This is a genomic window from Bacillus sp. FSL K6-0069, assembly GCF_038007785.1.
Taxonomy (GTDB): domain Bacteria; phylum Bacillota; class Bacilli; order Bacillales; family Bacillaceae_G; genus Bacillus_A; species Bacillus_A mobilis.
This window is the reverse complement of the sequence record NZ_JBBOXN010000001.1, coordinates 1,556,119-1,578,410: the sequence shown is the minus strand read 5'-3', so window position 1 is coordinate 1,578,410 and position 22,292 is coordinate 1,556,119. Positions and strand designations below refer to the sequence as shown.

Below are 22,292 nucleotides of genomic sequence, written 5' to 3'. Positions count from 1 at the left end.
AGATTACCATTCTACGTTTTTTCAACTTTGTCTATTATACATTGTTTTTGTATATTTAGCATCATTTACACATTAAGACATTCTACTACAACAAGTATGAAGAATTCCTGAATACGTATTTTTCCCAGTCGAAACAACTACAGCCTTTGCGTTTCCGCCAACAATATACGTCCCTTTGAAACATACGTTTTCAAGTTCAAGTGGATTATAGTCTTTCATTCGTTTTAAAGGAATAAATCTTTTGCGCTCAAGGTGATAGCAGCTTTCAAATTTCTCAATATTTGTATCTTTTCCTGTTAGCACAGATTCATTTACTAATAAATCATTCGCGTAAATGATACGTACATCTGCTGGTACTATTTCACCTTCTGAAAGAAAAATCATATCACCAGGAACAAGCTCTTGTACTGGCAAATTCATCATTTTTAATTCACCGTTTAACCCTGTTACACTAGAACACTCTACTCGAGACACGGTAATTTTCTCACATTGTGATCCATCACGCACATGTTGTTTTGAAAAACCTGGAATCATTCCACTTAGCTTCATCATTACTTCCGCAATACGCGCTCTTTTTGAAGTTAATTCATTTCGGCCGTATACTTGAATACGTTTTTGTGCCTCTTTCATAGATAATCCGTCTCTTGTTGTTTTAAAATATGCAAATACAGATTTTACATCTCTCGTTGCGATTTCAATTAATAAATCTTTATTTTTTTGAAGCATTGTTTGTTCTTTCATTGATTTTTTACTTAATTTATATGACGTGTTACCCACAGTTTTGTTTGCATATAACATATTATCGTCTCCTCCTGTACAACATAGGAAGAAACGCTTTGTTTCTCAATTTATCCACTTTACCGTAACAGTGTCTAGCGCTTAAACATACATATAAACGCTACATTATGATAAATATAGAGGGAGGAACAAGTCGTTTCCTGCCTACATCATATATTTTTGAATTGAAGTATATGGGTAACGGAACCGAGTCAGAATTTGACATGCTCCTCACCTCCTCGTTTAATTTTATAGTTTATACTATGAAATTACTCATAGATTTGTAACAAAAAGACCCTTACTCCGAAAAGAGTAAAGGTCATGACATACACAAATAAACGATTCCTAATACAATTAGAAATCTACGGACCTCTCCCTCGCCGAGTTTTAGCACTGTATAGCATAGGTACATTACCAGCTACGTTAAGAAAAACCTTAATTCGATCATTCCTGTTGACCCATTGGCGTCTCTCGACATTTTTGGGCAGTAGCATTTCTCTATACAGGAGCCTCACCTAACAGAGACTTATTTTTTATTACATAGAAAATGTTACTCTTATTTAAAATAGATGTCAACAGTAGCCTACAATTTTTTCAAACGGTATGGCAAACTAACATATATAAAAATAAAAAACTTTACGTTTGAACGTAAAGTTTTTAATAAGTTATACAACCTGCAATTACAATCCCAATGGAAAGCGATAAAAACATAAGAAACAGACCGACTGCTTGATTATCTTCTTCAAGACTTTTGTTTATATTAAAGCGTGGCGTAAGCCATTCCGCTAAATAATAAACAATAATTTGAGCCAAAATACCAACTGCTCCCCACGAAACCATATCAAGAAGTGAGATGGAGTTAGCTGCTGTCGAATATAAAACAATAGCTAACCCAAGTAATCGCCCTCCAAGTACATAGCTTACCGCCTTATTTCCTTGAGCCATTAACTTAAATTCTTTTACTTTCGTTGTCACTTCCATTAGGAAAAGACCAATGCATAAAAGTCCCAGTGTTACCGCTAAATATAACAAAAAATTAATCATATACTTTCCTCCTTTTTATCCCTACCGGTAAATAATACGATTCATTCCCCGTAATTTTTTCCCCGGCGCGAATAGCAATACTACTCGCTTTTCCAGCAATTAAAAACGAACCAAACACATACGACAGTTTCTCCATCCCTTTCTCTGTTTCCAAGGATACGACTGGAAGTTCTATATATTTTTGAAATATCGGCAGTGACGCTTTATACGTTTGGTGTGCATTTTGCATCATAATATTTTCGTCCTTATCTCGAACGGTAATTGTGTCCCCTTCCCTACCAAATGAAGGTTTTTGAACGAAAGAACCTTTTCCTACAAATACATCTCGTTCTAAATATGTAGGTAACATATATTCTTTAATCCACTGTTGTTCCTCATTTGTATAAAAAGCATCTTCTTCTGCTAATCCCCAAATTAGACACTGAATTGATTTGGGCTGAAGTAAAAATGCTGACAAAGGATTTATTATAAAAAGCTTTCCGGCTTTTACAAGTTGCAACAGTTCCACACCTACCAAGTCTCCTGTATAAGGATCTTGATCCTCAATTAAATCTTCTATCGGATATGTTTGACGATATAAAACATCAATCTTTACTCCATCACTATCCACTAAAGCATCTTTTGTAATTCTAAGTTTTGACATTGGCACTACTTTATTTTCAACATGGCATAACTGACTCAAATACATAGTCGTATTCCAATCCTCGCTATGTTCATGATGTGCTGTAAAAACAACATTCGGGTTATCTATTCCCTTTGTCGCTTCCATAACGGCTTTTGTAACACCAGAAGATAGCAATCGTTCTTGATCCAAGTTTGGATCATCGTAGCCTAGTTTTCCGCAAACTTTTCCATTCATTTGAAAGCATTCCATAATAAAAGTTGGCGTATCACTATTAAACTCAAGCATTTTAATTTGGTTATCATCAGTTACAGCGAAATCAAATCGTGAAATAACAGACTCAGGATATAATCCTTTCATTCTAATGAACGTTAAGCTCGCAGGAGGAAAACCAAGTTCAAGAAGCTGTTCGTCACTTAAATTACGCAAAAGTCTAGCAGTCTTAAAAAATATTTTTCCCATTCGTTCAGTTGCTACGTGTAATTGTTTCCTAGTCTCATTTGTTATAGAGAAAACATGAAACAAACTATACTCACAGTCATATAAATCCGACCAGAAATTCGGATATTTCGAATAAAACTCTTTTCGTTCACTTATGTATTGCGACATATGTTAGCCCCCAAATCCGCCCTTTGAACCACTTCCAATTCCACCTTTAAATTCCGCAGATGATTGATACGACTTAAACGCCGATGAATTTTTAAAAGCGGATTTATTTTGATAGTATCTCCCACCATAGAAATAATGCCCACGGTAACCTGAACTACTATCATCACACTGCCATACCCCAAGTTCATCATCCCAATCCCAATCTGAACAACTAGTATCATTCGGTTTTGAGGGAAGATCTTGCGCGCAGCCAAATAAGGTGCCAGTTATTAAAGACGTTACGACACCACCTACTAGCCATTTCGTTTTTGTCACCTTCGCACTCCCCTTGTTAAATTCTATTTCTATTATATAGGATGGCATGATAAAGTAGAAGAAAAAGGAAGAAGAGGGTAACTAACTGTTACGATTTATTTAACCAATTATAATGAAAGTTAATTAAATATATCAGTAAGCCCTGCTAGTCAAGTGATTGGCTAGTAGTGAGGGTTAACGGCGGGCAATCCCTAAAGCTGATTGAACTACAACGTGGCTAGAAATAGCGAGCGTGAATGTCGCGAAAGCAGAAAAAATCAATCAGATCGTGCAAGGTTAAATCCTAAACACTAGAACAATGGGTCTTCCGCCTCGAATCATCTAAGTCAAAATGGATAAGATGAACGTTCAACGACTATCTCGTATAACTGACGAGAGTACATCACAAGCCTATGGTGGTGGAAAAATCCTCTATCTCTAAGTAGATAAACATATAGTCTGCGCTCATGTGAAAACATGAGAAGTTCATAAGAGAACTGGCTAAGGAATTGCGCCCTTAGTTGAACAAGATAAATTTTATTGAATCTATCAAACTTCATTGATTTTACCGAACGTACGTGCTATGTTTGGTTCAATGAGGTGAGAATAATAATGAAATTTTCACGAGTTAGTCAAGTATCGGAATTAACAGGTTTGTATCCTGGTAGTCTTAGGAGAATGCTGGTGGAACACGCTACGATTCAGAAGAACAAATCTTTCATTAAAGGAGTTACATTCTGATGATATTGGCGAAGAAAGTCAGACTGATTCCAACGCCTGAACAAGAACAAGTGCTTAGAAACCATGCTGGTGCTGCAAGATTCGCTTATAACTATTGTAAAAGAATGAGCGATAGATACTATAAGCTATTTGGAAAATCTGTTTCACAGTTAGCTTTACAGAAACGATTTACAAAGATCAAGAAGCAAAAGAGATATGGGTGGTTAAAAGACATCAATGCACAAGTCCCTAAACAGGCTTCAAAAGATTTTGATACGGCGAGAAGAAATTCGTTCAAAAAGTACAAAAATGGTTATCACACTTCTTATAAATCCAAAAAAGATTTAATTCAAGGATTTTATGCCAATTATGAAAGACTGATTATAGGAAAGAAAGTAGTTCATATTCAGTCTATTGGAGAAGTGAAAACAAGCCAACAACTACCAAGAAACAAAAAACCATCCAATCCAAGAGTTACATTTGATGGTCGTCACTGGTGGATGAGTGTAGGATTCCAAGAAGACTTTGAATTACAAGAACTAACGAATGAGTCGATTGGTGTGGATGTTGGTTTAAAAGAGCTGTTTGTAGCTTCTAATGGTATGAAAGAACGAAATATAAACAAAGATGCCAAGGTTAAAAAACTTTTGAAAAGGAAAAAGTCAGCACAAAGAGATATGTCTAGGAGATTTAAAAAAGGTGTGAAAATTCAATCGGCCGGATATGAAAAAGCGAAAACGGAGCACCTGCGGTTATCTAGGAAAATTACGAATATCCGAAATAACCATATCCATCAAGCAACAGCTAAATTGGTGAAAACCAAACCAATGAGGATTGTTGTGGAAGACTTATCTATCTCAAACCTGTTAAAAAACAAAAAACTATCGAAAGCATTTTCCTTTCAAAAATTAAACTTCTTCTTTCAATGTTTATCATACAAGTGCGAGAAGTATGGCATTGCGTATGTAAAAGCTGATAAATGGTTCGCCTCAAGCAAGATTTGTTCATGTTGCGGAGTAAAATACGACCATTCAGTTCAACCAGAAGGACAATGGAGTTTAAAGGTTCGTGAATGGAACTGTGTTCAATGCAATAGCCATCACGATAGAGATTTGAATGCTTCGATAAATTTATCAAGATGGGTAAAATAAATGCTTGATAATAGGAGGTAACGATACTGCCTCGTGTGGAGTGTTATACCCCTCGTCCCTTCGGGGTTGCGAGAACACGATGAAGCACTAACTCGTGTAAATTTGATTGAATTGTATAGATTTAGTTAAGTTTATCGTATCGGATAAAATGCACTTAGAATATCGACTTAATGATGAAACGAAAGGGTATCCAGCTTTATGGAACTACGCAAATATTTCTAATTCTGAAATCATCGCACGCATGACTTGTGAATATTTTATAAAAGATAAAAATACATATGTTGTTACTGCAACTTCAGTAGATCCAGACGGAACAGCAGTTATATATATTCAACAAGAAACCTTTTCTAACGATCCTTCAGATCCTACTTACTTCCACATCGGTTTTGAAATTAGAGAACTAAAGGATACGAGTTCAAACTTGATTGAAAGTAAAGATGTATGGAACTATGAAGAAATTTTACCATCTCTTCATTCAGATATTATATATATTCAGCAAGGCGACTTGCATATGGAGTTCACTTTGGATTCAAGAGAGATTGATGAAGACAGAAAGTGCTATATTTATTATGGAAATTTCACAGGTGAATCGAGATAACATAAATATATGTATGCAACAAAAAAACCTTACGTATATGAAGTGAACCCCGAAAACGGGACACCAATCAAAACACCTAAACCACTTGTTCCCTAAATTCTTTAGGGGATAGGTGGTTTAATTTTTCTTGAATTCGCACACAATTGTAGTAATGAATGTATTCTAGCACAATCTTTCGCACAGTTGTGTTGGATACTTTTGTTATCTCTTGTGAATAGAAAGCTTCACTTTTCAAATGACCAAAGAAGCTTTCCATGACGGCATTATCATGGCAATTTCCTCTCCGGGACATGCTGGTGATAATGCCGTTTTCTTTGGCATACGCTTGAAATTCTTTTGCTGTATAAATACTTCCTTGATCCGAGTGAAGAAGGACATCTTTTACTCTTCGCCCTCTCATTGCTTGTTTCAATGTCTTCATCGCTAATGTCAGTGTTTGTGATTCGCTGATGACACAACTAATAATTTCACGATTAAAGGCATCCATGATCGTTGATAAATACAAGGTACGCTCTCCAAATAAGAGATACGTCACATCTGTAAACCACTTTTCATTTGGTCTGGATGCATCGAATTCACGCTCCAATCGATGAGGGGCTACCATTGGTTCCGTACCATTGATATATTTCTTTTTCTTTCGACGTACTTTTGAAAGAATGTGATTTTGTCTCATGATTCGTAATACTTTTTTATGATTCACACACAGTCCCATTTTTTGAAGAGTAGCGGTCACTCTTCGATATCCATACCGAAATTTATGCCTAAAACAGACGTCCTTTACTTTCTCTTCTATATCATCTTTCCGATCTTCCGTTCGTTGTAACCAGCGATAAAATGTGGAACGGGGTAATTCTAATACGTTACACAATTCTTTTATCGTTATTTTTGTTTTTACATTTTTCCATAAAGTAACTACAGTTTCTGGTTTCAGCCCCTTTCGATTTCCAGATACTTTCCCCATACAAGTAATTTTGTTTTTAGATGCTTATTTTCTAGACGTAGTTGTTCTAATTCACTGAGCTCTTTTGGTCCTTTTCCATAAGAATATTGTTTTCCTACAGGTTGTTGAAAACGATACGTTTGATCTGTACGATACCATTTCATCCATGTCTTAATTTGGGAAACATTTTTAATTCCGAGTTTCTCCATAATTGTACGATTTGAATAACCATCTTTCTTCATTTCAATTACTTTCCACTTTGTTTCTTCTGGGTAATAAACTCTTGTCGTCATACGAAAAAACACCTCCATTGAATTTGCATACTTAGTATGCGAATTCAGGAGGTATTTTTTTCATGTACCACTATTCGGGTTCACTTCAATAAAACGTAAGGTTTTTATTTAGCCCCACATATGCCGTTCTCTCTAGATGTCCATAAACCTGCTCTCACAGGTGGATGCTCTCACAAATGTTTGTAACTTCCTTCTTAAAAAGATGGCATGTTAGCTACATTTAAATATTGAACTTCCATATTAAACTTATTGGTTTAAGACATACATAAGCTACGTACACCGTAGGAATTTTATATAATGTTAGTTGAAATAAGGCCCCCGCACGTGCCGCTCCTCGTAAATGTCCAAAAACCCGCTACTCGCAGGTGGATGCCCTCACAGTTACCGTACATCTTCCTCCACTAGGAAGGCTTGATGATGGTCGCTAAATATTGAGCTTCCGTATAACTAACATCGGTTTTAGACATAAATAAGTTACGTACACCGCAGGATGTATTATTTACTTGTCGTTATATTATCACATTGTTTCCAATGTGTAAAATACAAAGTTTTTCGAGCAATTTCTTGCTTGTGACCTTATTTTAATACAAATTATTTTTGCATGCAAGTGATTAATCTTCTTCTTTTGCAATTTGATTTTCTGGGTAAGAAATCCAATCACTCCAGCTACCTGCATACAATTTAACATTTTGGAATCCAGCTAATTTCAATGCAAGGATGTTTGGACATGCTGTAACGCCAGAACCACAATATACAATTGTTTCCTTATCTTTCGAAAGATTTTGGAATCGTTCTTGTTGCTCAGCTTCATTCTTAAATTGTCCTGATTGGACAATTCCATCCTTCCAAAAATAGTTTACTGCTGTTGGAATATGTCCCGCTTTTGGATCCACAAGTTCCTCTACACCAGCATAACGTTTTGGTTCTCTAGAATCAATTAACGTAACATTTGCACCTGCATGAATATTCTCTCTCACCGTTTCCATCGTTACAAGCATATGATCTTGTACATTTGCTTTGAATGCTTTCCGTTTAGCAACAGGAATTTCCGTTGTTATCGGTAGTCCATTCTCTTTCCAAGCTGGAAATCCGCCATCTAATATATATACTTTCTCATGTCCTACATAGTTTAATAACCACCAGAGACGAGAAGCATTTGCACCTGCTTGACTGTCATATGCAATTACTGTCGTATGTTCATCAATACCAGCTTGCGAAAGCTTGTCTGCAAACGCCTCAATATGCGGCAATGGATGGCGACCACCATGTTCTGTTACAGGACTTGATAAATCTAAATTTAAATCAAAATATAACGCATGAAGAATATGTTCTTCCTCATACTTTTCTCTACCCCAATTAGGATTCGCTAAATCAAAACGACAATCGATTATACGGACATTCTCATCTTCTATATGCTCACGTAACCATTCGACTGTAACTATCATCTTTAACGACCTTCTTTCTCTTGCAAACGACTTACATACTCCATAACCATTTCTTCTGTAACATATTTACGCTGCAAGGTAACACCATTTTTTGCAAGATCATTAATTTGCTTTGTTACAACATTAATGACATCAACCGAAAACTCTTTCCCATTTGACGCAAGAGATACGGCTGCTTCAATCGCTGCTTCACGCTGCGCATCTAATTGTAAACATGCTTTTACACTTTCATTTTGTTTACGAGAATGTGCTGTAATTGCTTTATGTACTTCCATCTTCTCTTCCCCCTAAATAAGTTATACGTTCTGATTCAATTCCATTGCAAGCCGAATCATATCACGGCATACAATCCCATTTTCAATAATCTCTTCTTCATAATGCTTCGAAAAGTAATCAAAATCAATAGAAAAAATACGAAATCCACATTTTTGATATAAAGCAATTTGTGAAACACTAGAATTGCCTGTACCAACTTCAAGTTTTGACATACCATATCCTTTAGCAGTTTCTATGGCATGACTTATTAGCTTCTTCCCAATACCTTTTCCTTGCAAATGCTCTACAACCGCAATATTCATAATCTCCATCGTCTTCGGCCTTGTTTCCAAAAGAACATATACACCGATAACACGCTCCTCTTGCTTAGCTACATATGTTAAGCCTCTTTGTACATATGCATCAATTTGCCCCTCACTTGGATCAGCAAGCAATAATAAAGGTTTCGGTATAGCTTCTTTCGAAACATACTCTATTACTACACTCATAAAAAATTCCCCTTTCTCTATTGTTCTAATCCCTCCTTGTCTACCATAAGTAATAGAAAGGAGGGATTCACCATGGACAACAATGAGAAAAAATGCAACGTCATCTCTATTGATGGAAAGAAGAAGAAAAGCGACACGTATTCCTATCCAAAATTAGTAGTAGAAAACAAAACATATGAATTTTCTTCATTCGTCTTATGCGGTGAAACACCAGACGGCAGACGACTCGTTCTTACTCATATGATTTCTACCGATGAATTTGCTGGGTTTGTCAAATCTTTAGATACAGTACTGCAAAAGAAAATTGAACGAATCTTTTTCTCATAACAATTAAATCACATAAATTTCTTTTTCAATCTCCACTAACTGCTTTTGCAATTGTTCTTTACTTTGTTCATATAGTGATACATCAATCGTTTCAGCCAATGCAAATAATATACTTTCATAATAGTTCATCACATCTTGTTGCATTACTTTTTGGAATAAGTTCCATTTCATATCCCATTCTTGCTCATAATGATGAACAAATAAATCTTTTTCATCAGCTACATAGTTTGATACGAAAGGCTCTAATACAACTTTAGCCTCTTCTTGCATGAAAGCTTTATCATTTTTTTCAAAAAAGCTTTTTTCATTTTTAAAATGTGCCAATGCTTTTTTGAAATCTTTTATTTCAACTGATGGGAACGGTTCTTTATGTGTAATATCTTTATATTCATAATCCACTGTTCCACTCATAGAAATTGATTCATTTTCTACTTTACAGTTCACCACAATTTCGTTCTTTGCACGTTTCATCGCTTCATCTATCCATTTTTCAAGGCGTAATGATGTCGCACGCATTTCTTGTAATAAATCATGCTGAATAAATGCTACTAATTCCATAACGCACTGTTGCAACTGTACTTTCACATTTCCATCCGTTCGAAGGGATGCTGGATTAATAAATTCAGTAAACACATCGTTATAGCGTAGGAATAGACGCTGTTGCACGTAATACAGCAATTCTTTCACTTCATTTTGCATCGCCTGCTCTTCAGCAAGCACACTATATGATGAAATAATATGAAGTAGCTGATCACGCTCTGCTTCATATTTTTTCGTTTGCTTCTCTTTCTCTTCATTCCCTTGCTTTGCACCATTTATCATATTTACTAAAAGCTGATCTGCTCCTTGCAATGCACCATATAAAGCATGAATAGATACGAGCATTAAATCTCTCATCATAAAGGATGTAAAAGATTCCTCGAACTTCGCAATCCCAGAGTTTTGTAATATACCGTACTTTTCTTTTTCAATATTCTTTCCTTGTTTCTCTTCAAGCGCACATAAACTTGAAATTGCGAATAAACGTGGATTTCTAATACCGTATTGCAGTAGCTGGTCTGCGATATACCCTTTTACCATTTCAAGTTCTTCTTCAGACTCTGCTAAATCGGCCGCATTAATTAAGAAGAACATTTTATCAAGAGCAAACGTATCCTTTACACGACCAAGCTGGATTAAGAATTCACGGTCAGCACGAGAGAACACATGATTATAATACGTTACAAATAAAATAGCATCCGCGTTTTTAATATACTGGAACGCAACGTCCGTATGGCGGGCGTTAATAGAATCCGCTCCAGGTGTGTCTACAAGCGCTACTCCTTGCCTTGTTAAAGCACAATCATAATATAACTCCATGTATTCAACAAAACATGATTTTTCTTCATTCGCTACATAATCAGCAAACTCTTCTAACGTAACTTGTACTTGCTCTCCTAAATGAGCAGAAACCGTATCATACCCTTTTTGTACCGCTCGTAAAAAACTAAATGTTGTTTTTTGCTTCCCAGTTGGTGAAGGATATTTCATAACTTTATCAATTTGTGCTAACGCTTCATCTAACGTAGTAATCTCGTAATGAAACAGCTTATAAACAGCTTTCATATCTTCTAATAGAGCTTGCTTTGATTTAAATTGAACGATTACTGTTCCGTGTGGTTTTTCCTCTGTAACTGGAAAAATTTGATTGATCGTTGCCGTCGTCGGATTTGGTGACACAGGAAGTACCTTCTCACCAAGCAATGCATTAGCAAATGATGATTTCCCAGCACTAAAAGCTCCGAATAACGCTACTGTAAATTGTTTTGTTTCCACACGACGCCTTTTTTCTATTACCTCTTGCTGTACGTGTTTCAGCGCTGGCAATGGCTCTAATATCGTTTCAGCTTTCTTCACTTTCTCTAATATACGCTGAATATTTAAAGCTGCCGTTCCTTTTATCTCTTCCTCACGAGCCATTACGTTACTGTTTACGCTTTCCTGTTCTTGTAGTGTGAATTTCTCACTAACAATTTGTGTTTTACTTTGCGATATCTCCTCTATTTGCAATCCTTCTGGTGTAGCAATACGCTCGTGCCAAACATTTTGCAAATAACTTTCATATGCCTCCAAATTGTTACTGTATTGCAACTTCGTTTCTTTTGCTGTTTGCAACATCGTATATTTTTCTATCTCTTCTTCAATACGAGTAACTTCTTCCTTCACCTTTTGCTTTAAAACAACTGCACTTTTATCAAAAATTTGCTGTGCTTTTATAAAATAACGTTTCTTCAGTTCATTCGCTACATCCGCTGTATAAAGAAGTAAGTAATCACCTGTGAAACCTGCTCCTTGTTTAATGACTTCAGCTAACATTTCTGGTCCGAAAGCTATTTCTAAAGCATATATGTCTTTCCCAATTTCCTCTGTAAACAATCCTTCTTCCTTTAAGAAGGTAACAATAAATTCTTTCACATGGAAATCAAGTTGCGTTTCAACAATCTTTTGTAAGGCAGAATAAAAGGCATCTAAACGTCTCTGTTTTTCTTGCTCCGTCTTTCCTTTCGCAAATAACAAACCGACCTTAAACTTAGTTAATTTCGTTTCTAAATACGCATTTGCTAATTCTCTCATTTCAAATGGCATTAAATACGCGTTATCTAATATAGCTTGTAGGCCTTTTATAAATTCGTTTCTCACGTGAGACTCTTTACTAGCCTCGCGATGTTTAATTTCCGTTAGCTCTTCTTTCTTTTCCACTATCTCTAAAATGGAAAGCGGTGATGCTAACTCTTCCTCATATTTCAAAAGAGCTTTTTCATTTTCAGAAAGAATAAACGAGAAATGTTCCCCCATTAAATATTCTGTTTCTCGCTCCATTCCATCTCTTACATACTGCTCTTTTTCTTTCATAATAGAAGTAATTAATGTTTCTAAACTTCCAATTTCATTATGTGTATGGTTCATCATTCGTAATGAAGTATAATACACTCCATCTACTTCAATATCCCAGTTAGAGAACGATTGTTTTACACTATCTTTATAATCCTCAAACGATAATTCATTTTCTTTATGTTTATCTATTTGATTTACAACGAGATAAACCGTTTTATTACGTTGTTTCAATTCTTTAACAAATTGTAAATTCACTTCCGATTGGACGTGATTATAATCCATCATATAAAAAATTACGTCTGCTAGATGCAGCGTTGATTCTGTCGCTAGTTGGTGGGCATCATCTGTTGAATCAATCCCTGGTGTATCAACTAACATAACACCCTCAGGAATTGGCGCATCATTCCGATAAATGTGAACACCAATTACCTCATCACCGTCTTTACAAATTTGTTTTAATTCTTCAGCTGAATATGCACCGTCATACTCGTACTGTTCTCCAGATTTAACCGTTACAACAACACGATCCATCCCTTTTTCAATTTTGACAACGTTAGCGCTTGTCGGAATTGGACTTGTCGGTAACAACTGCGCTTTATATAGATGATTCATCATCGTTGATTTCCCTGCAGAGAAGTGACCGCAGAACGCAATCATAAGTTGCTCTTGCTTATATTTTTGAATCACCTCAAACAACTTTAAACTATTCTCTGCATCGCCGTGTTTTTGCCACTCTTCATAAAAACAAACAAGTTTTTTCATACCGTTTGTCTGTACTATGTTTGTCATCCCCTTGTTCCCCTTTATCCAAGATGTATATACTTTTCCTCGCTATTTGCGAGCTCATAATCAACGGGACATACATCCTCTCATTGATTACAGTTTCACTTTACTATCATACTAAATTTTCAGCATATTCTCATTAAAAATAAAAAATCCCTTTCATTCTTTTTACAAATGAAAGGGATTTTATGTCATATCACTCATTTTGCTGTTCCTACTCCATTTAAAACATATTTTGCAATAACTGCATATACAGCGACTGTACCTGCTACTAATGCATATACCATACTCATGCACCAACCTTTTTTTGATAATGATTATCACTTTTAAATACATTTTATCATTAAAGAGAATCATTATCAACACTTTTCATAAAGAAAGCCCCTTATAAGAAGGAGCTTTACTGCCTGTTTTGAAGAAGGTTAAAACTTGTTGTGCACTCTTATTATATCTCATCTTACATAACTTAATAGTAAAAAAAAATGGAAATCTCCCCTATACCCTCCACCTTACATTTTGTATAATAAAAGGGAATTACTTAACAAGGAGGAAAATAATGACACAAAATATTACACAAGGCGAGAGGATACACTCCATCGATATTATTAGAGGAATAGCTGTATTAGGTATTTTTCTTGTGAACTGGCCTGTTATCGCCGGGATTGACTCACGTGATATTTCAGGGATTTACGAAGGGATAGACAGCTACATTCGCCTATTTTACGATATGTTTATTCAAACGAAGTTTTATACTATCTTTTCGTTTTTATTCGGCCTAGGCTTTTACATTTTTATGACTCGTGCTGAAGCGAAAACCGATCGTCCAAAAACTTTATTTGTTCGTCGCTTACTTATTTTATTATTATTTGGTTTCTTACATTACGTTCTTTTATGGGACGGAGACATTTTACATACGTATGCAATCGCTGGATTTTTCTTATTTTTATTTTACAAGAGAGAACCTCGTACCATTTTAATATGGTCAATTGTACTATTAAGTTTCATGCAATTGTTCACATTATTAGGTTCTCTTCTCATGCTATTAGTGCCGATAGATGAACTAGGTCTTTCCACCGCAATTATGCCGTTAGAAAATTGGAGCTTACAAATTACAGACAGATTCCATTCTTTCTATTCTGAAGCAATAAGTAACAGCCTTATTATGCTCCCTGAAACACTAGGATTATTTTTACTAGGATTATATGCTGGTAAAAAAGACATTTTCCGCCGTGCTAAAGAATTAGATCCAAAGCTTAGAAAATGGCAAATCATTATGTTCATTTTAACATTACCGATGTGGTTTATTATGGTTTATTTCTTTATGAACAATCAACCATACACACCATTTTCACTTATGGGTATTACGATGATAAGTGGAAAAACATTATTCATCTTCTACATTGTCACGCTTATGCGTTTATTACAAAAAGAAAAATGGCAAGCATTATTACGGCCTTTCCAATACGTTGGTCGAATGGCGTTAACAAACTACATTTCACATACAATCGTCACGTTACTTGTATTCGGACTATTGTTCAAAAATAATTATCTTGCTCCATTATGGGTAGGACCACTATTCTGCATCGGTTTCTACACGTTACAAATCTTTATTAGCCGCTGGTGGCTGTCACGTTATCAATACGGCCCACTTGAGTACATTTGGCGTCTTGGTACTTACGGGAAAATGATGCCACTTAAAAAGAAAAGCAAGGTCTCATAACGAGACCTTGCTTTTTTATGCTTCTCTTACTGCACTTTGTATAGACACTGGCTCTTCTTTTACTTTCGCTTTACGCTGCGGCACCATATTAAATACGATATTTAAAAGTACTGCTGACGCACTTCCAAGTACAATTCCGTTATCTGTTAAAATACGAATGCTTTCTGGAAGTTGTGAGAATAATGTAGGAACAACTGTAACTCCAAGCCCAATTCCGACAGAGCATGCAACGATTAATAAATTTTCTTGTCTTCCAAAATCAACACTACTTAACATTTTAATACCATATGCCATTACCATACCGAACATTGCTAACATTGCACCGCCAAGTACTGATTTCGGAATGATTGTTGTAATAGCTGCGATTTTTGGAATGAAACCAAGAACGATTAACATACCACCACAAGTATAAATAATAACGCGATTTCTTACTCCAGTTAATTGAACAAGTCCTACATTTTGAGAGTATGTTGTATATGGGAACGCGTTGAAAATACCACCTAATACCATCGCTAATCCTTCTGCGCGATAGCCTTTTGTTAATTCTTTTTCACCGATCTTTTTATTGCAAATATCAGATAATGCAAAGTAAACACCTGTTGCTTCTACAATCCCTACACAAGCAACTAAGATCATCGTAATAATTGGCGTCAATTCAAATGTTGGTGTACCGAAGTAAAATGGCTGAATACCATGGAACCAATCAGCCTCTCCAACCGCTTGCAAGCTTACTTTCCCCATAAATGCTGCAACGATTGTGCCGAACAATAGACCTAGTAGAATAGAGATCGAACGGATAAATCCGTCAAAGAAACGATACATAATGATGATAAATAGTAACACACCAAATGCTAATGCTAAATTTTCAAGACTACCGAAATCCTTGCTTCCTACTCCTCCAGCCATATCATTAATTGCCGCTGGAACAAGTGTAACTCCAATTACGGTAACGACAGATCCTGTTACAACAGGTGGAAACAGTTTTACAAGCTTTCCAAATAATTTCGCAAAAATAACAACGAATAACCCGGCAGCAATAATTGCTCCATAAATAGAAGATACGCCGTATTGTTTTCCGATTGCAATCATCGGCCCAACCGCTGTAAATGTACAACCAAGCACAACTGGAAGTCCAATACCGAAAAAGCGATTTGATAATGCTTGTAAAATTGTCGCAACGCCGCACATTAATAAATCAATTGAGACTAAATATGTTAACTCTTTTTGATTTAAACCAAGTCCACCGCCCACAATAAGCGGAACGATAATTGCACCAGCATACATAGCAAGCATATGCTGCATACCAAGTGATGCGATTTTAAATGGATGTTGCTTCATCGCTTATTTCACCTCCACAGTTTCATGCTGTACAAATGTAACTGTGCCGTTATCAAGTGATGCAATTTCTGCTAGTGACTCAACACGAACTCCTTGTTCACGCAGCTTCTTTCCTCCATCTTGAAATGCTTTTTCAATAACAATACCAATACCTGCAATACTTGCTCCTGCTTGCTCTACTAAACTCATTAAACCTAAAGCAGCCTGACCGTTCGCTAAAAAGTCATCGATAATTAAAACGCGATCAGTTTCATCGATATGATTTCGAGATAATGAAATTTCATTCGTTTCTTGCTTCGTAAATGAGTATACGTTTGCAACGTACATATTATCTTGTAACGTTAACGATTTACGTTTTCTTGCAAAGATTACTTTTACACCAAGCTCTAATGCAGCCATAACTGCTGGTGCAATGCCTGAAGATTCAATCGTCACGATTTTTGTAATGTTCTCTTCTTTAAAACGTTTAGCAAATTCTTTTCCGATCTCTTGCATAAGTACTGGGTCAATTTGATGATTTAAAAATGCATCTACCTTTAATACGTCACCAGATAAAACCTTTCCTTCGTTCAAAATCTTTTCTTGTAATACTTTCATGTTTGTTCCCCCTCTTATGCAATAAAAAACTCCAAAAGCCGCCACCACTCGTTACAAGTGAGAGACGCGCTTTTGGAGTTTCGCAAAAAAGAATGCTAAACAAGCAATATATTCGTCCTCACTCATAGTCAAAGTATTTACGGTACTTCGGTAGAAACTTGCAGGCCATATCCCCGCGATTATATGAGTGTAGCTAACTATTTATTTTATAGATGGATTATAACGCACTTTTTACATTTTGGAAAGCATTTATTAAAAAAACACGTACAAATTTTATAAAAACAATATTTTCGTTCGAGTTTTGCAAACTCTTACATTTCTTATTAAAGCTTCGTTAAAATGATTGGACCATCTTTCGTAATCGCAATTGTATGCTCATATTGAGCTGATAATTTACTGTCCATCGTTCTTGCAGTCCATCCATTTAAATCTACTTTAGAATAGCGCATACCTACATTTACAATGGGCTCAATTGTAATTACCATTCCTTCTTGTAGCTCAGGTCCTTGTCCTTGTTTACCAAAATGAAAAATTGCTGGTTCTTCATGAATCTCTTTACCGATCCCGTGTCCTGTAAAGTCTCTTGCAACAGAAAAACCTTCATTTGCTACATAGCTTTCAATTGCATAGCCAATATCTCCTACATGATTACCGATTACTGCCTGGTCAATCCCTTTATACAAAGCATTCTCAGCTACTACTAATAACCTTTCTGCTTCATCAGAAACTTTTCCAACTCTATACGTCCAAGCAGAATCTGAAAGACCACCATTTAAGTTTACTACCATGTCAATTGTTACAATATCACCCTCAGTTAAAGGAATATCGGCCGGAAATCCATGACACATTTCATCGTTTACAGATGCACATATCGCATATGGATACCCGTTATATCCTTTCTGCTGAGATATTGCACCATGCTTTTCTAAATATGCTTCAACAAACGTATCAATTTCTTTTGTCGTAATACCTGGTCTCATCATTTTCGTAATTGCCCTATGACATGAAGCAAGTAATTCCCCTGATTCGTGCATCAAATCTATTTCATTTTTCGTTTTAATTGTAACCATGCTACCTCTCCTTGCTAAACTACTATTTGCTACTAAAGTTCAATCATACACATCCTCTGTCAAAATTTCAAAACTCCCAATTACAACAAGTACAAAAATATGTATCATATATTTTTAAATCAAAATAAAAAAAACAGAAGATCCCCTCTGTTTTTTAGTTATTTTTACATATATAACTCATTCTCAAAAACTCAAAACAACTACCATTCGTCTTCTGGACAAACGTACCAACTGCTTCAAATCCTGCTCTTTTATACACTGTAATCGCTCTCTCATTAAATGTCGCTACTGATAACGTTATATAATTGCATCCGTATTTTTCTTTACTAAAAGCTAGTCCAGCATTTACGAACTGCAAACCAAATCCATTCCCAGTTATATCAGGTTTCATTCCAAGACCTATATCAACTGTTCCTTCATTCACGTTACAAACAGTAAAAAAACCAATGAGAGTGCCATTTTCCTTCACAGAAAATGTATGATCTCCTCTACTCTCATCATGTAAAAACTCAGCTAAATCTTCTTCATCTGCCTCTATATTGTAAAAAGAATATTTCCCTTCATAATGCCAGTTATATGCAATTTCTTCTGCTTCTTCTTGCGTCATTACTGTATATGTATACATCATTCTTCTCCCCCTTTAAAAAAAGAGCTGCAATTAAGCAGCTCTTTTTTATAACTCATAAATTTCTTTATACTTCGCTTCTAAATAATCCGCTAAGTAGTTTGCATTTAACCCTTCACCTGTCACATCTTTTAAAATTTCAAGTGGCTTTTTCGTTTTACCGTATTGGTGAATATTTTCTGTTAACCATTCACGAATTGGCGTTACGTTTCCTTCTTCTAATAATGCATCAAAGTTCGGAATGTCTTTTAACATTCTTTGCTTAAACTGTGCTGCATACATATAACCAAGCGCATAAGATGGGAAGTATCCAAATGAACCACCAGCCCAGTGAACATCTTGCAATACACCTTGCGCATTGTTTTCCGGACGAATGCCTAAATATGCTTCCATCTTATCATTCCAAGCCGCTGGCAAATCCTTCACTTGTAAAGTACCATCAAATAATTCTTTCTCAAGTTCATAACGAACCATAACGTGAAGCGGATACGTAAGCTCATCTGCTTCTATACGAATGAATGATGGCTTCGATTCGTTAATCGCATCATAAAACTCGTCTACTGATATATCATTGAATTGGCCATCACTATACTCTTTTAATAAATCATAATTTTTCTTCCAGAATGATTTATTACGACCGATAAAGTTCTCAAAGAATAATGATTGTGACTCATGAATCCCCATAGATGTTCCACTACATAGCGGTGTACCTTCAAATTTCTCTGCAATATTTTGTTCATATACAGCATGACCACATTCATGAATTGTTCCAAACACAGCCATACGGAAATCTTTTTCGTCATAGCGTGTCGTAATACGAACATCCCCTCTATTTAATGTAATCTCGAATGGATGTACCGTTTCATCAAGACGACCTGCTTCAAAGTCATAATTCAATTGCTTTAATAGCTCTAATGTAAAATTCTTTTGTTTTTCTTTTGAAAAATGTTCTGATAAAGCACTTGTCTTTAATCTCTTTTGTGACTCCGATATTTCTTTTACGAGCGGAACGATACGCTCACGAAGTTGACCAAATACATGATCTAAAACTTCTACTGTAATACCCGGCTCATACATATCTAATAATGTATTATATTTGTATGTTTCGTAACCCCAATATGTAATGAATTTCTTTTTAAATTCAACTATTTGTTCTAAATACGGACGGAACATTTCAAAATCAGATTTTTCGCGAGCTTCTTCCCACACACTTTCCGCTTTCGCTTCTAATTTCACATACGCTTCATATTCCGCTTGTGGAATTTTTTTATTTCTATCATATTCTTTACGACATTCTTCAACCATTTTCTTCGTCGTTTCAGAAAGTTTATCTTCACGTATTAAAGCTTCAAGTTCTGTTAAATAGTTCCCCATCTCATCTGAAGTCGACATTACAAATACTTCTGATGAAAGCATACCAATTACTTCTGAACGCTGGTCTACACCTTTTTTAGGCGCACCTGTTCTTAAGTCCCAAAACATTAAGCTTAATGCTTCTCCATAATTTTGTATCTTCTTCACATATGTTAAAAATTGTTTTTCTACTTCATATGTAGCTACTGTCATCGTATAAAACCTCCCTTTTCTACCTCAAACTTAATTCGACATGGAAATCTAAATTCCTTTTATAATAGAAAAAAAGCTTGGCAAGCGCCAAGCTTTCTCCTTATAATTCTTTACCTTCTACTGGTAGTACGTTTTTCACCGCTTCTATCACTTTCTCATCTTCTGTATCAGATAAGAAGATTGATATAGCACCTTTATCGTCGCTTGTACGAATTAAACGTCCAATCCCTTGACGAAGGCGTAAAATCATATACGGTACATCTACATCCCAGAATGGATCATTTACATGTTTACGCTTCGCTTCAAACACAGGATCGTTTGGAGGGAATGGTAATGACCAAATGATAACATGTGATAATGATGAACCAGGAATATCTAAACCTTCCCATAAATGAACGGCGCAAAGTACAGTCTCTTCTTCATTTTGGAAACGAGAAACGAGCTGACTAATTTCTTGATCCCCTTCATATAGGAACGGAACGGACATTTGTTCTTTACTTACATATTCTTTAAACGCTGCAAGTTCTTGTGTTGTACGGAATAATACAAGTGTACGTCCATTTGTTTTCTGTATATTTTCAAGTGTATATTGACACTTTCTTTCCCATTCATTTTCTTTCGTATGGGATAGTAAGTTTACTGCCATTTGCTCCTCATAATCAAACGGTGAAGCAACCGAGAATGACAAGTAATCTTTTACTCCTAAGCTATTTGCTGTAAATGCGAATGAATCGTTATTAGACAATGTAGCAGAAGAGAAAATATACGGGATTTTCTTCGAGAATACTTTCTCTTGTAATACTTCTTCAACTGCACGTGGCATAATCACTAACGTGAAGGCTCCATCACCTTCTTCACCCCATGTAATTACATTTTTCTCGTGCATGAACAGGCGAAGTGAATGTTCTAATACATCTAAATGTTCATCAACGATATTTAAGTCATACGTGTTTACTGTATGCATTTCACTTTCAAATACTAATGCATCACCAACTTCACCAATTTTCGCATAAAGTCGCTTCGCTTCAGCAGTTACTTTTTCTGTCACAGTAATTTCTAAACGATCAGAACCGGCAATTTCTTTTTTATTTTCTTGTAACACATCAAAGAATCGCTCTGTTTGCCAAATTGTTTCTTCTACTAAATGCGCAAACTCTTCACGAATATCGTTTTGCAACAATCTTGTTAAAAGTTGCTCCATCATCGTTTGCTTTAAACGATACGTTAAAGCTTTTTGAGCTGCATACTCTACAAGATGTCCTTCATCGAATACAACGCAACTACTTTCTGGTAATAACGGAATTTGCCCTTCACGTTTACGTGCATCGTACGTCCAAATATGATCCATGTAGAAATCTTGAGAACAAATAATTAAATCTGCCGCTTTACGATAATGTTCACGAGAAAGAGTTTGACCACAACGATGGCGAGAATCACAAGTGAAGCAATCTTGGAAGTAATCCCAATTTACTTTTGACCATTCCTCATCATTTAAAAGAGGAAATTCTTTTCTGTCACCGTAGTGAGTAAAGTTTTGCATCGTACCATGATCAAATACAAACTGCGGTAATTCGTAGTATACATCTTCAATTACTTCTGGAGCTCGTCCACTCATAACATCTTCAAGTTTACGTAAACATAAATAATTATCCATTGATTTCGCAAGTCTAACATCAACAGATAGTCCTAATGCTTCAGATAACTTAGCAATGTCCCCTTCTTCTTTCACAAGCTGCTCAATTAACGTTTCATCAGCACAAGCGATAATAGCTGGTTTTCCAGTATAACGCGCATAGCAAATTGCATATAGAAGATATACAATTGTTTTCCCTGTTCCTACGCCCGCTTCTGCGAACATTACTTTCTTTTCTTGGAAAGCACGTTCTAATTGAAACGCCATAAAAATTTGTTCATCACGCTCTTCAAAACCTTTTTCCGGAAGGATGTCGTAAAACACATCTCCAATCCACTCATTCAACTTATCATAAAAATTATCTTGTTTCCCTACTTCAAATGGTAATCTCTTCTCAGTAAACATCCTTAGCCTCCAACCAAAAAGTTTTTCTATAAAAAAATATAGCAACTGCTACTCATATGTGTGCAGCCACTTTCCCCTGTTGCCATACATAGAAATA

Annotated in this window: 19 protein-coding genes, 2 other RNA genes and 2 riboswitches; of the genes, 4 read left to right on the top strand and 17 right to left on the bottom strand. The window is 35.8% G+C overall.

Going from position 1 to position 22,292, the window contains the following annotated elements; all coding sequences use genetic code 11:
* Positions 1-72: 72 nt before the first annotated feature.
* From MHB74_RS08220 to MHB74_RS08205, 4 genes are all read right to left on the bottom strand, one after another.
* Positions 73-798 carry a P-type ATPase gene (locus MHB74_RS08220; protein ID WP_061680507.1) on the bottom strand — a complete coding sequence of 242 codons (726 nt, stop codon included), beginning with the start codon at positions 796-798 and terminating at the stop codon, positions 73-75.
* Positions 799-1,141: 343 nt separating this feature from the next.
* Positions 1,142-1,307, bottom strand: a riboswitch (M-box (ykoK) riboswitch).
* Between the two features lie 127 nt (positions 1,308-1,434).
* Positions 1,435-1,821, bottom strand: coding sequence for a DUF350 domain-containing protein (locus MHB74_RS08215; RefSeq protein ID WP_000606861.1), 387 nt, complete (start codon positions 1,819-1,821; stop codon positions 1,435-1,437).
* On the bottom strand, positions 1,814-3,052 hold the full coding sequence (locus tag MHB74_RS08210) for a glutathionylspermidine synthase family protein (protein WP_061680506.1): 1,239 nt from the start codon (positions 3,050-3,052) through the stop codon (positions 1,814-1,816). The genes MHB74_RS08215 and MHB74_RS08210 overlap by 8 nt, the downstream gene beginning before the upstream one ends.
* Before the next feature lie 3 nt (positions 3,053-3,055).
* On the bottom strand, positions 3,056-3,367 hold the full coding sequence (locus MHB74_RS08205; protein WP_061680505.1) for a hypothetical protein: 312 nt from the start codon (positions 3,365-3,367) through the stop codon (positions 3,056-3,058).
* Positions 3,368-4,086: 719 nt separating this feature from the next.
* Between MHB74_RS08205 and MHB74_RS08200 the strand changes: the two genes are divergently transcribed.
* Positions 4,087-5,217, top strand: coding sequence for an RNA-guided endonuclease InsQ/TnpB family protein (locus MHB74_RS08200; RefSeq protein WP_270421804.1), 1,131 nt, complete (start codon positions 4,087-4,089; stop codon positions 5,215-5,217).
* Positions 5,218-5,365: 148 nt separating this feature from the next.
* Positions 5,366-5,815, top strand: a complete 450-nt coding sequence (locus tag MHB74_RS08195) for a hypothetical protein (protein WP_061676403.1) — start codon at positions 5,366-5,368, stop codon at positions 5,813-5,815.
* A 76-nt stretch (positions 5,816-5,891) separates the two neighbouring features.
* Here the strand turns inward: MHB74_RS08195 and MHB74_RS08190 are convergent.
* The 6 genes from MHB74_RS08190 to MHB74_RS08165 form a co-directional block, all read right to left on the bottom strand.
* Positions 5,892-7,048 (bottom strand): IS3 family transposase gene (locus MHB74_RS08190; protein ID WP_340843965.1). Its coding sequence is split into 2 segments (ribosomal slippage): positions 5,892-6,796 and positions 6,796-7,048, totalling 1,158 coding nucleotides; the frame shifts between segments, so codons are not numbered across the junction.
* Positions 7,049-7,155: 107 nt separating this feature from the next.
* Positions 7,156-7,339: non-coding RNA, 6S RNA (ssrS, locus tag MHB74_RS08185), on the bottom strand.
* 21 nt (positions 7,340-7,360) lie between these two features.
* A non-coding RNA gene (gene ssrS / locus MHB74_RS08180) (6S RNA) lies at positions 7,361-7,543 on the bottom strand.
* A gap of 116 nt (positions 7,544-7,659) precedes the next feature.
* Positions 7,660-8,493, bottom strand: a complete 834-nt coding sequence (locus MHB74_RS08175) for a sulfurtransferase (RefSeq protein WP_061679492.1) — start codon at positions 8,491-8,493, stop codon at positions 7,660-7,662.
* A gap of 2 nt (positions 8,494-8,495) precedes the next feature.
* Positions 8,496-8,768 (bottom strand): YpbS family protein, encoded by a 273-nt coding sequence (locus tag MHB74_RS08170; protein WP_000451820.1) that lies wholly within the window; start codon positions 8,766-8,768, stop codon positions 8,496-8,498.
* 21 nt (positions 8,769-8,789) lie between these two features.
* The gene (locus tag MHB74_RS08165) at positions 8,790-9,257 is read right to left on the bottom strand and encodes a GNAT family N-acetyltransferase (RefSeq protein ID WP_061679493.1); all 468 of its coding nucleotides are present in this window, start codon (positions 9,255-9,257) and stop codon (positions 8,790-8,792) included.
* Positions 9,258-9,329: 72 nt separating this feature from the next.
* On the opposite strand from MHB74_RS08165, the gene MHB74_RS08160 reads away from it, so the two are divergent.
* Positions 9,330-9,584 carry a DUF3931 domain-containing protein gene (locus MHB74_RS08160; RefSeq protein WP_000369740.1) on the top strand — a complete coding sequence of 85 codons (255 nt, stop codon included), beginning with the start codon at positions 9,330-9,332 and terminating at the stop codon, positions 9,582-9,584.
* A 3-nt stretch (positions 9,585-9,587) separates the two neighbouring features.
* On the opposite strand, the gene MHB74_RS08155 is transcribed toward MHB74_RS08160, so the two are convergent.
* Complete coding sequence (locus tag MHB74_RS08155) at positions 9,588-13,247, bottom strand: dynamin family protein (protein WP_061679494.1); 3,660 nt, start codon at positions 13,245-13,247, stop codon at positions 9,588-9,590.
* Between the two features lie 550 nt (positions 13,248-13,797).
* Here MHB74_RS08155 and MHB74_RS08150 point away from each other — a divergent pair.
* On the top strand, positions 13,798-14,961 hold the full coding sequence (locus tag MHB74_RS08150) for a DUF418 domain-containing protein (protein WP_061679495.1): 1,164 nt from the start codon (positions 13,798-13,800) through the stop codon (positions 14,959-14,961).
* Between the two features lie 15 nt (positions 14,962-14,976).
* Here the strand turns inward: MHB74_RS08150 and pbuX are convergent, their stop codons facing one another.
* The 6 genes from pbuX to MHB74_RS08120 all read right to left on the bottom strand — a co-directional run bounded on the left by pbuX (position 14,977) and on the right by MHB74_RS08120 (position 22,195).
* Entirely contained in the window at positions 14,977-16,299 is a 1,323-nt protein-coding gene (pbuX, locus tag MHB74_RS08145) for a xanthine permease PbuX (RefSeq protein WP_061679496.1), read from the bottom strand.
* 3 nt (positions 16,300-16,302) lie between these two features.
* Complete coding sequence (locus tag MHB74_RS08140; RefSeq protein WP_061679497.1) at positions 16,303-16,896, bottom strand: xanthine phosphoribosyltransferase; 594 nt, start codon at positions 16,894-16,896, stop codon at positions 16,303-16,305.
* Between the two features lie 105 nt (positions 16,897-17,001).
* Positions 17,002-17,103, bottom strand: a riboswitch (purine riboswitch).
* A 116-nt stretch (positions 17,104-17,219) separates the two neighbouring features.
* Entirely contained in the window at positions 17,220-17,966 is a 747-nt protein-coding gene (locus MHB74_RS08135) for a type I methionyl aminopeptidase (protein WP_061679498.1), read from the bottom strand.
* A gap of 154 nt (positions 17,967-18,120) precedes the next feature.
* Positions 18,121-18,594, bottom strand: a complete 474-nt coding sequence (locus tag MHB74_RS08130) for a GNAT family N-acetyltransferase (RefSeq protein WP_061679499.1) — start codon at positions 18,592-18,594, stop codon at positions 18,121-18,123.
* Between the two features lie 45 nt (positions 18,595-18,639).
* Entirely contained in the window at positions 18,640-20,157 is a 1,518-nt protein-coding gene (ypwA, locus tag MHB74_RS08125) for a carboxypeptidase (RefSeq protein ID WP_061679500.1), read from the bottom strand.
* Positions 20,158-20,257: 100 nt separating this feature from the next.
* Positions 20,258-22,195 (bottom strand): ATP-dependent DNA helicase, encoded by a 1,938-nt coding sequence (locus tag MHB74_RS08120; RefSeq protein WP_000493698.1) that lies wholly within the window; start codon positions 22,193-22,195, stop codon positions 20,258-20,260.
* Between the last annotated feature and the right edge of the window lie 97 nt (positions 22,196-22,292).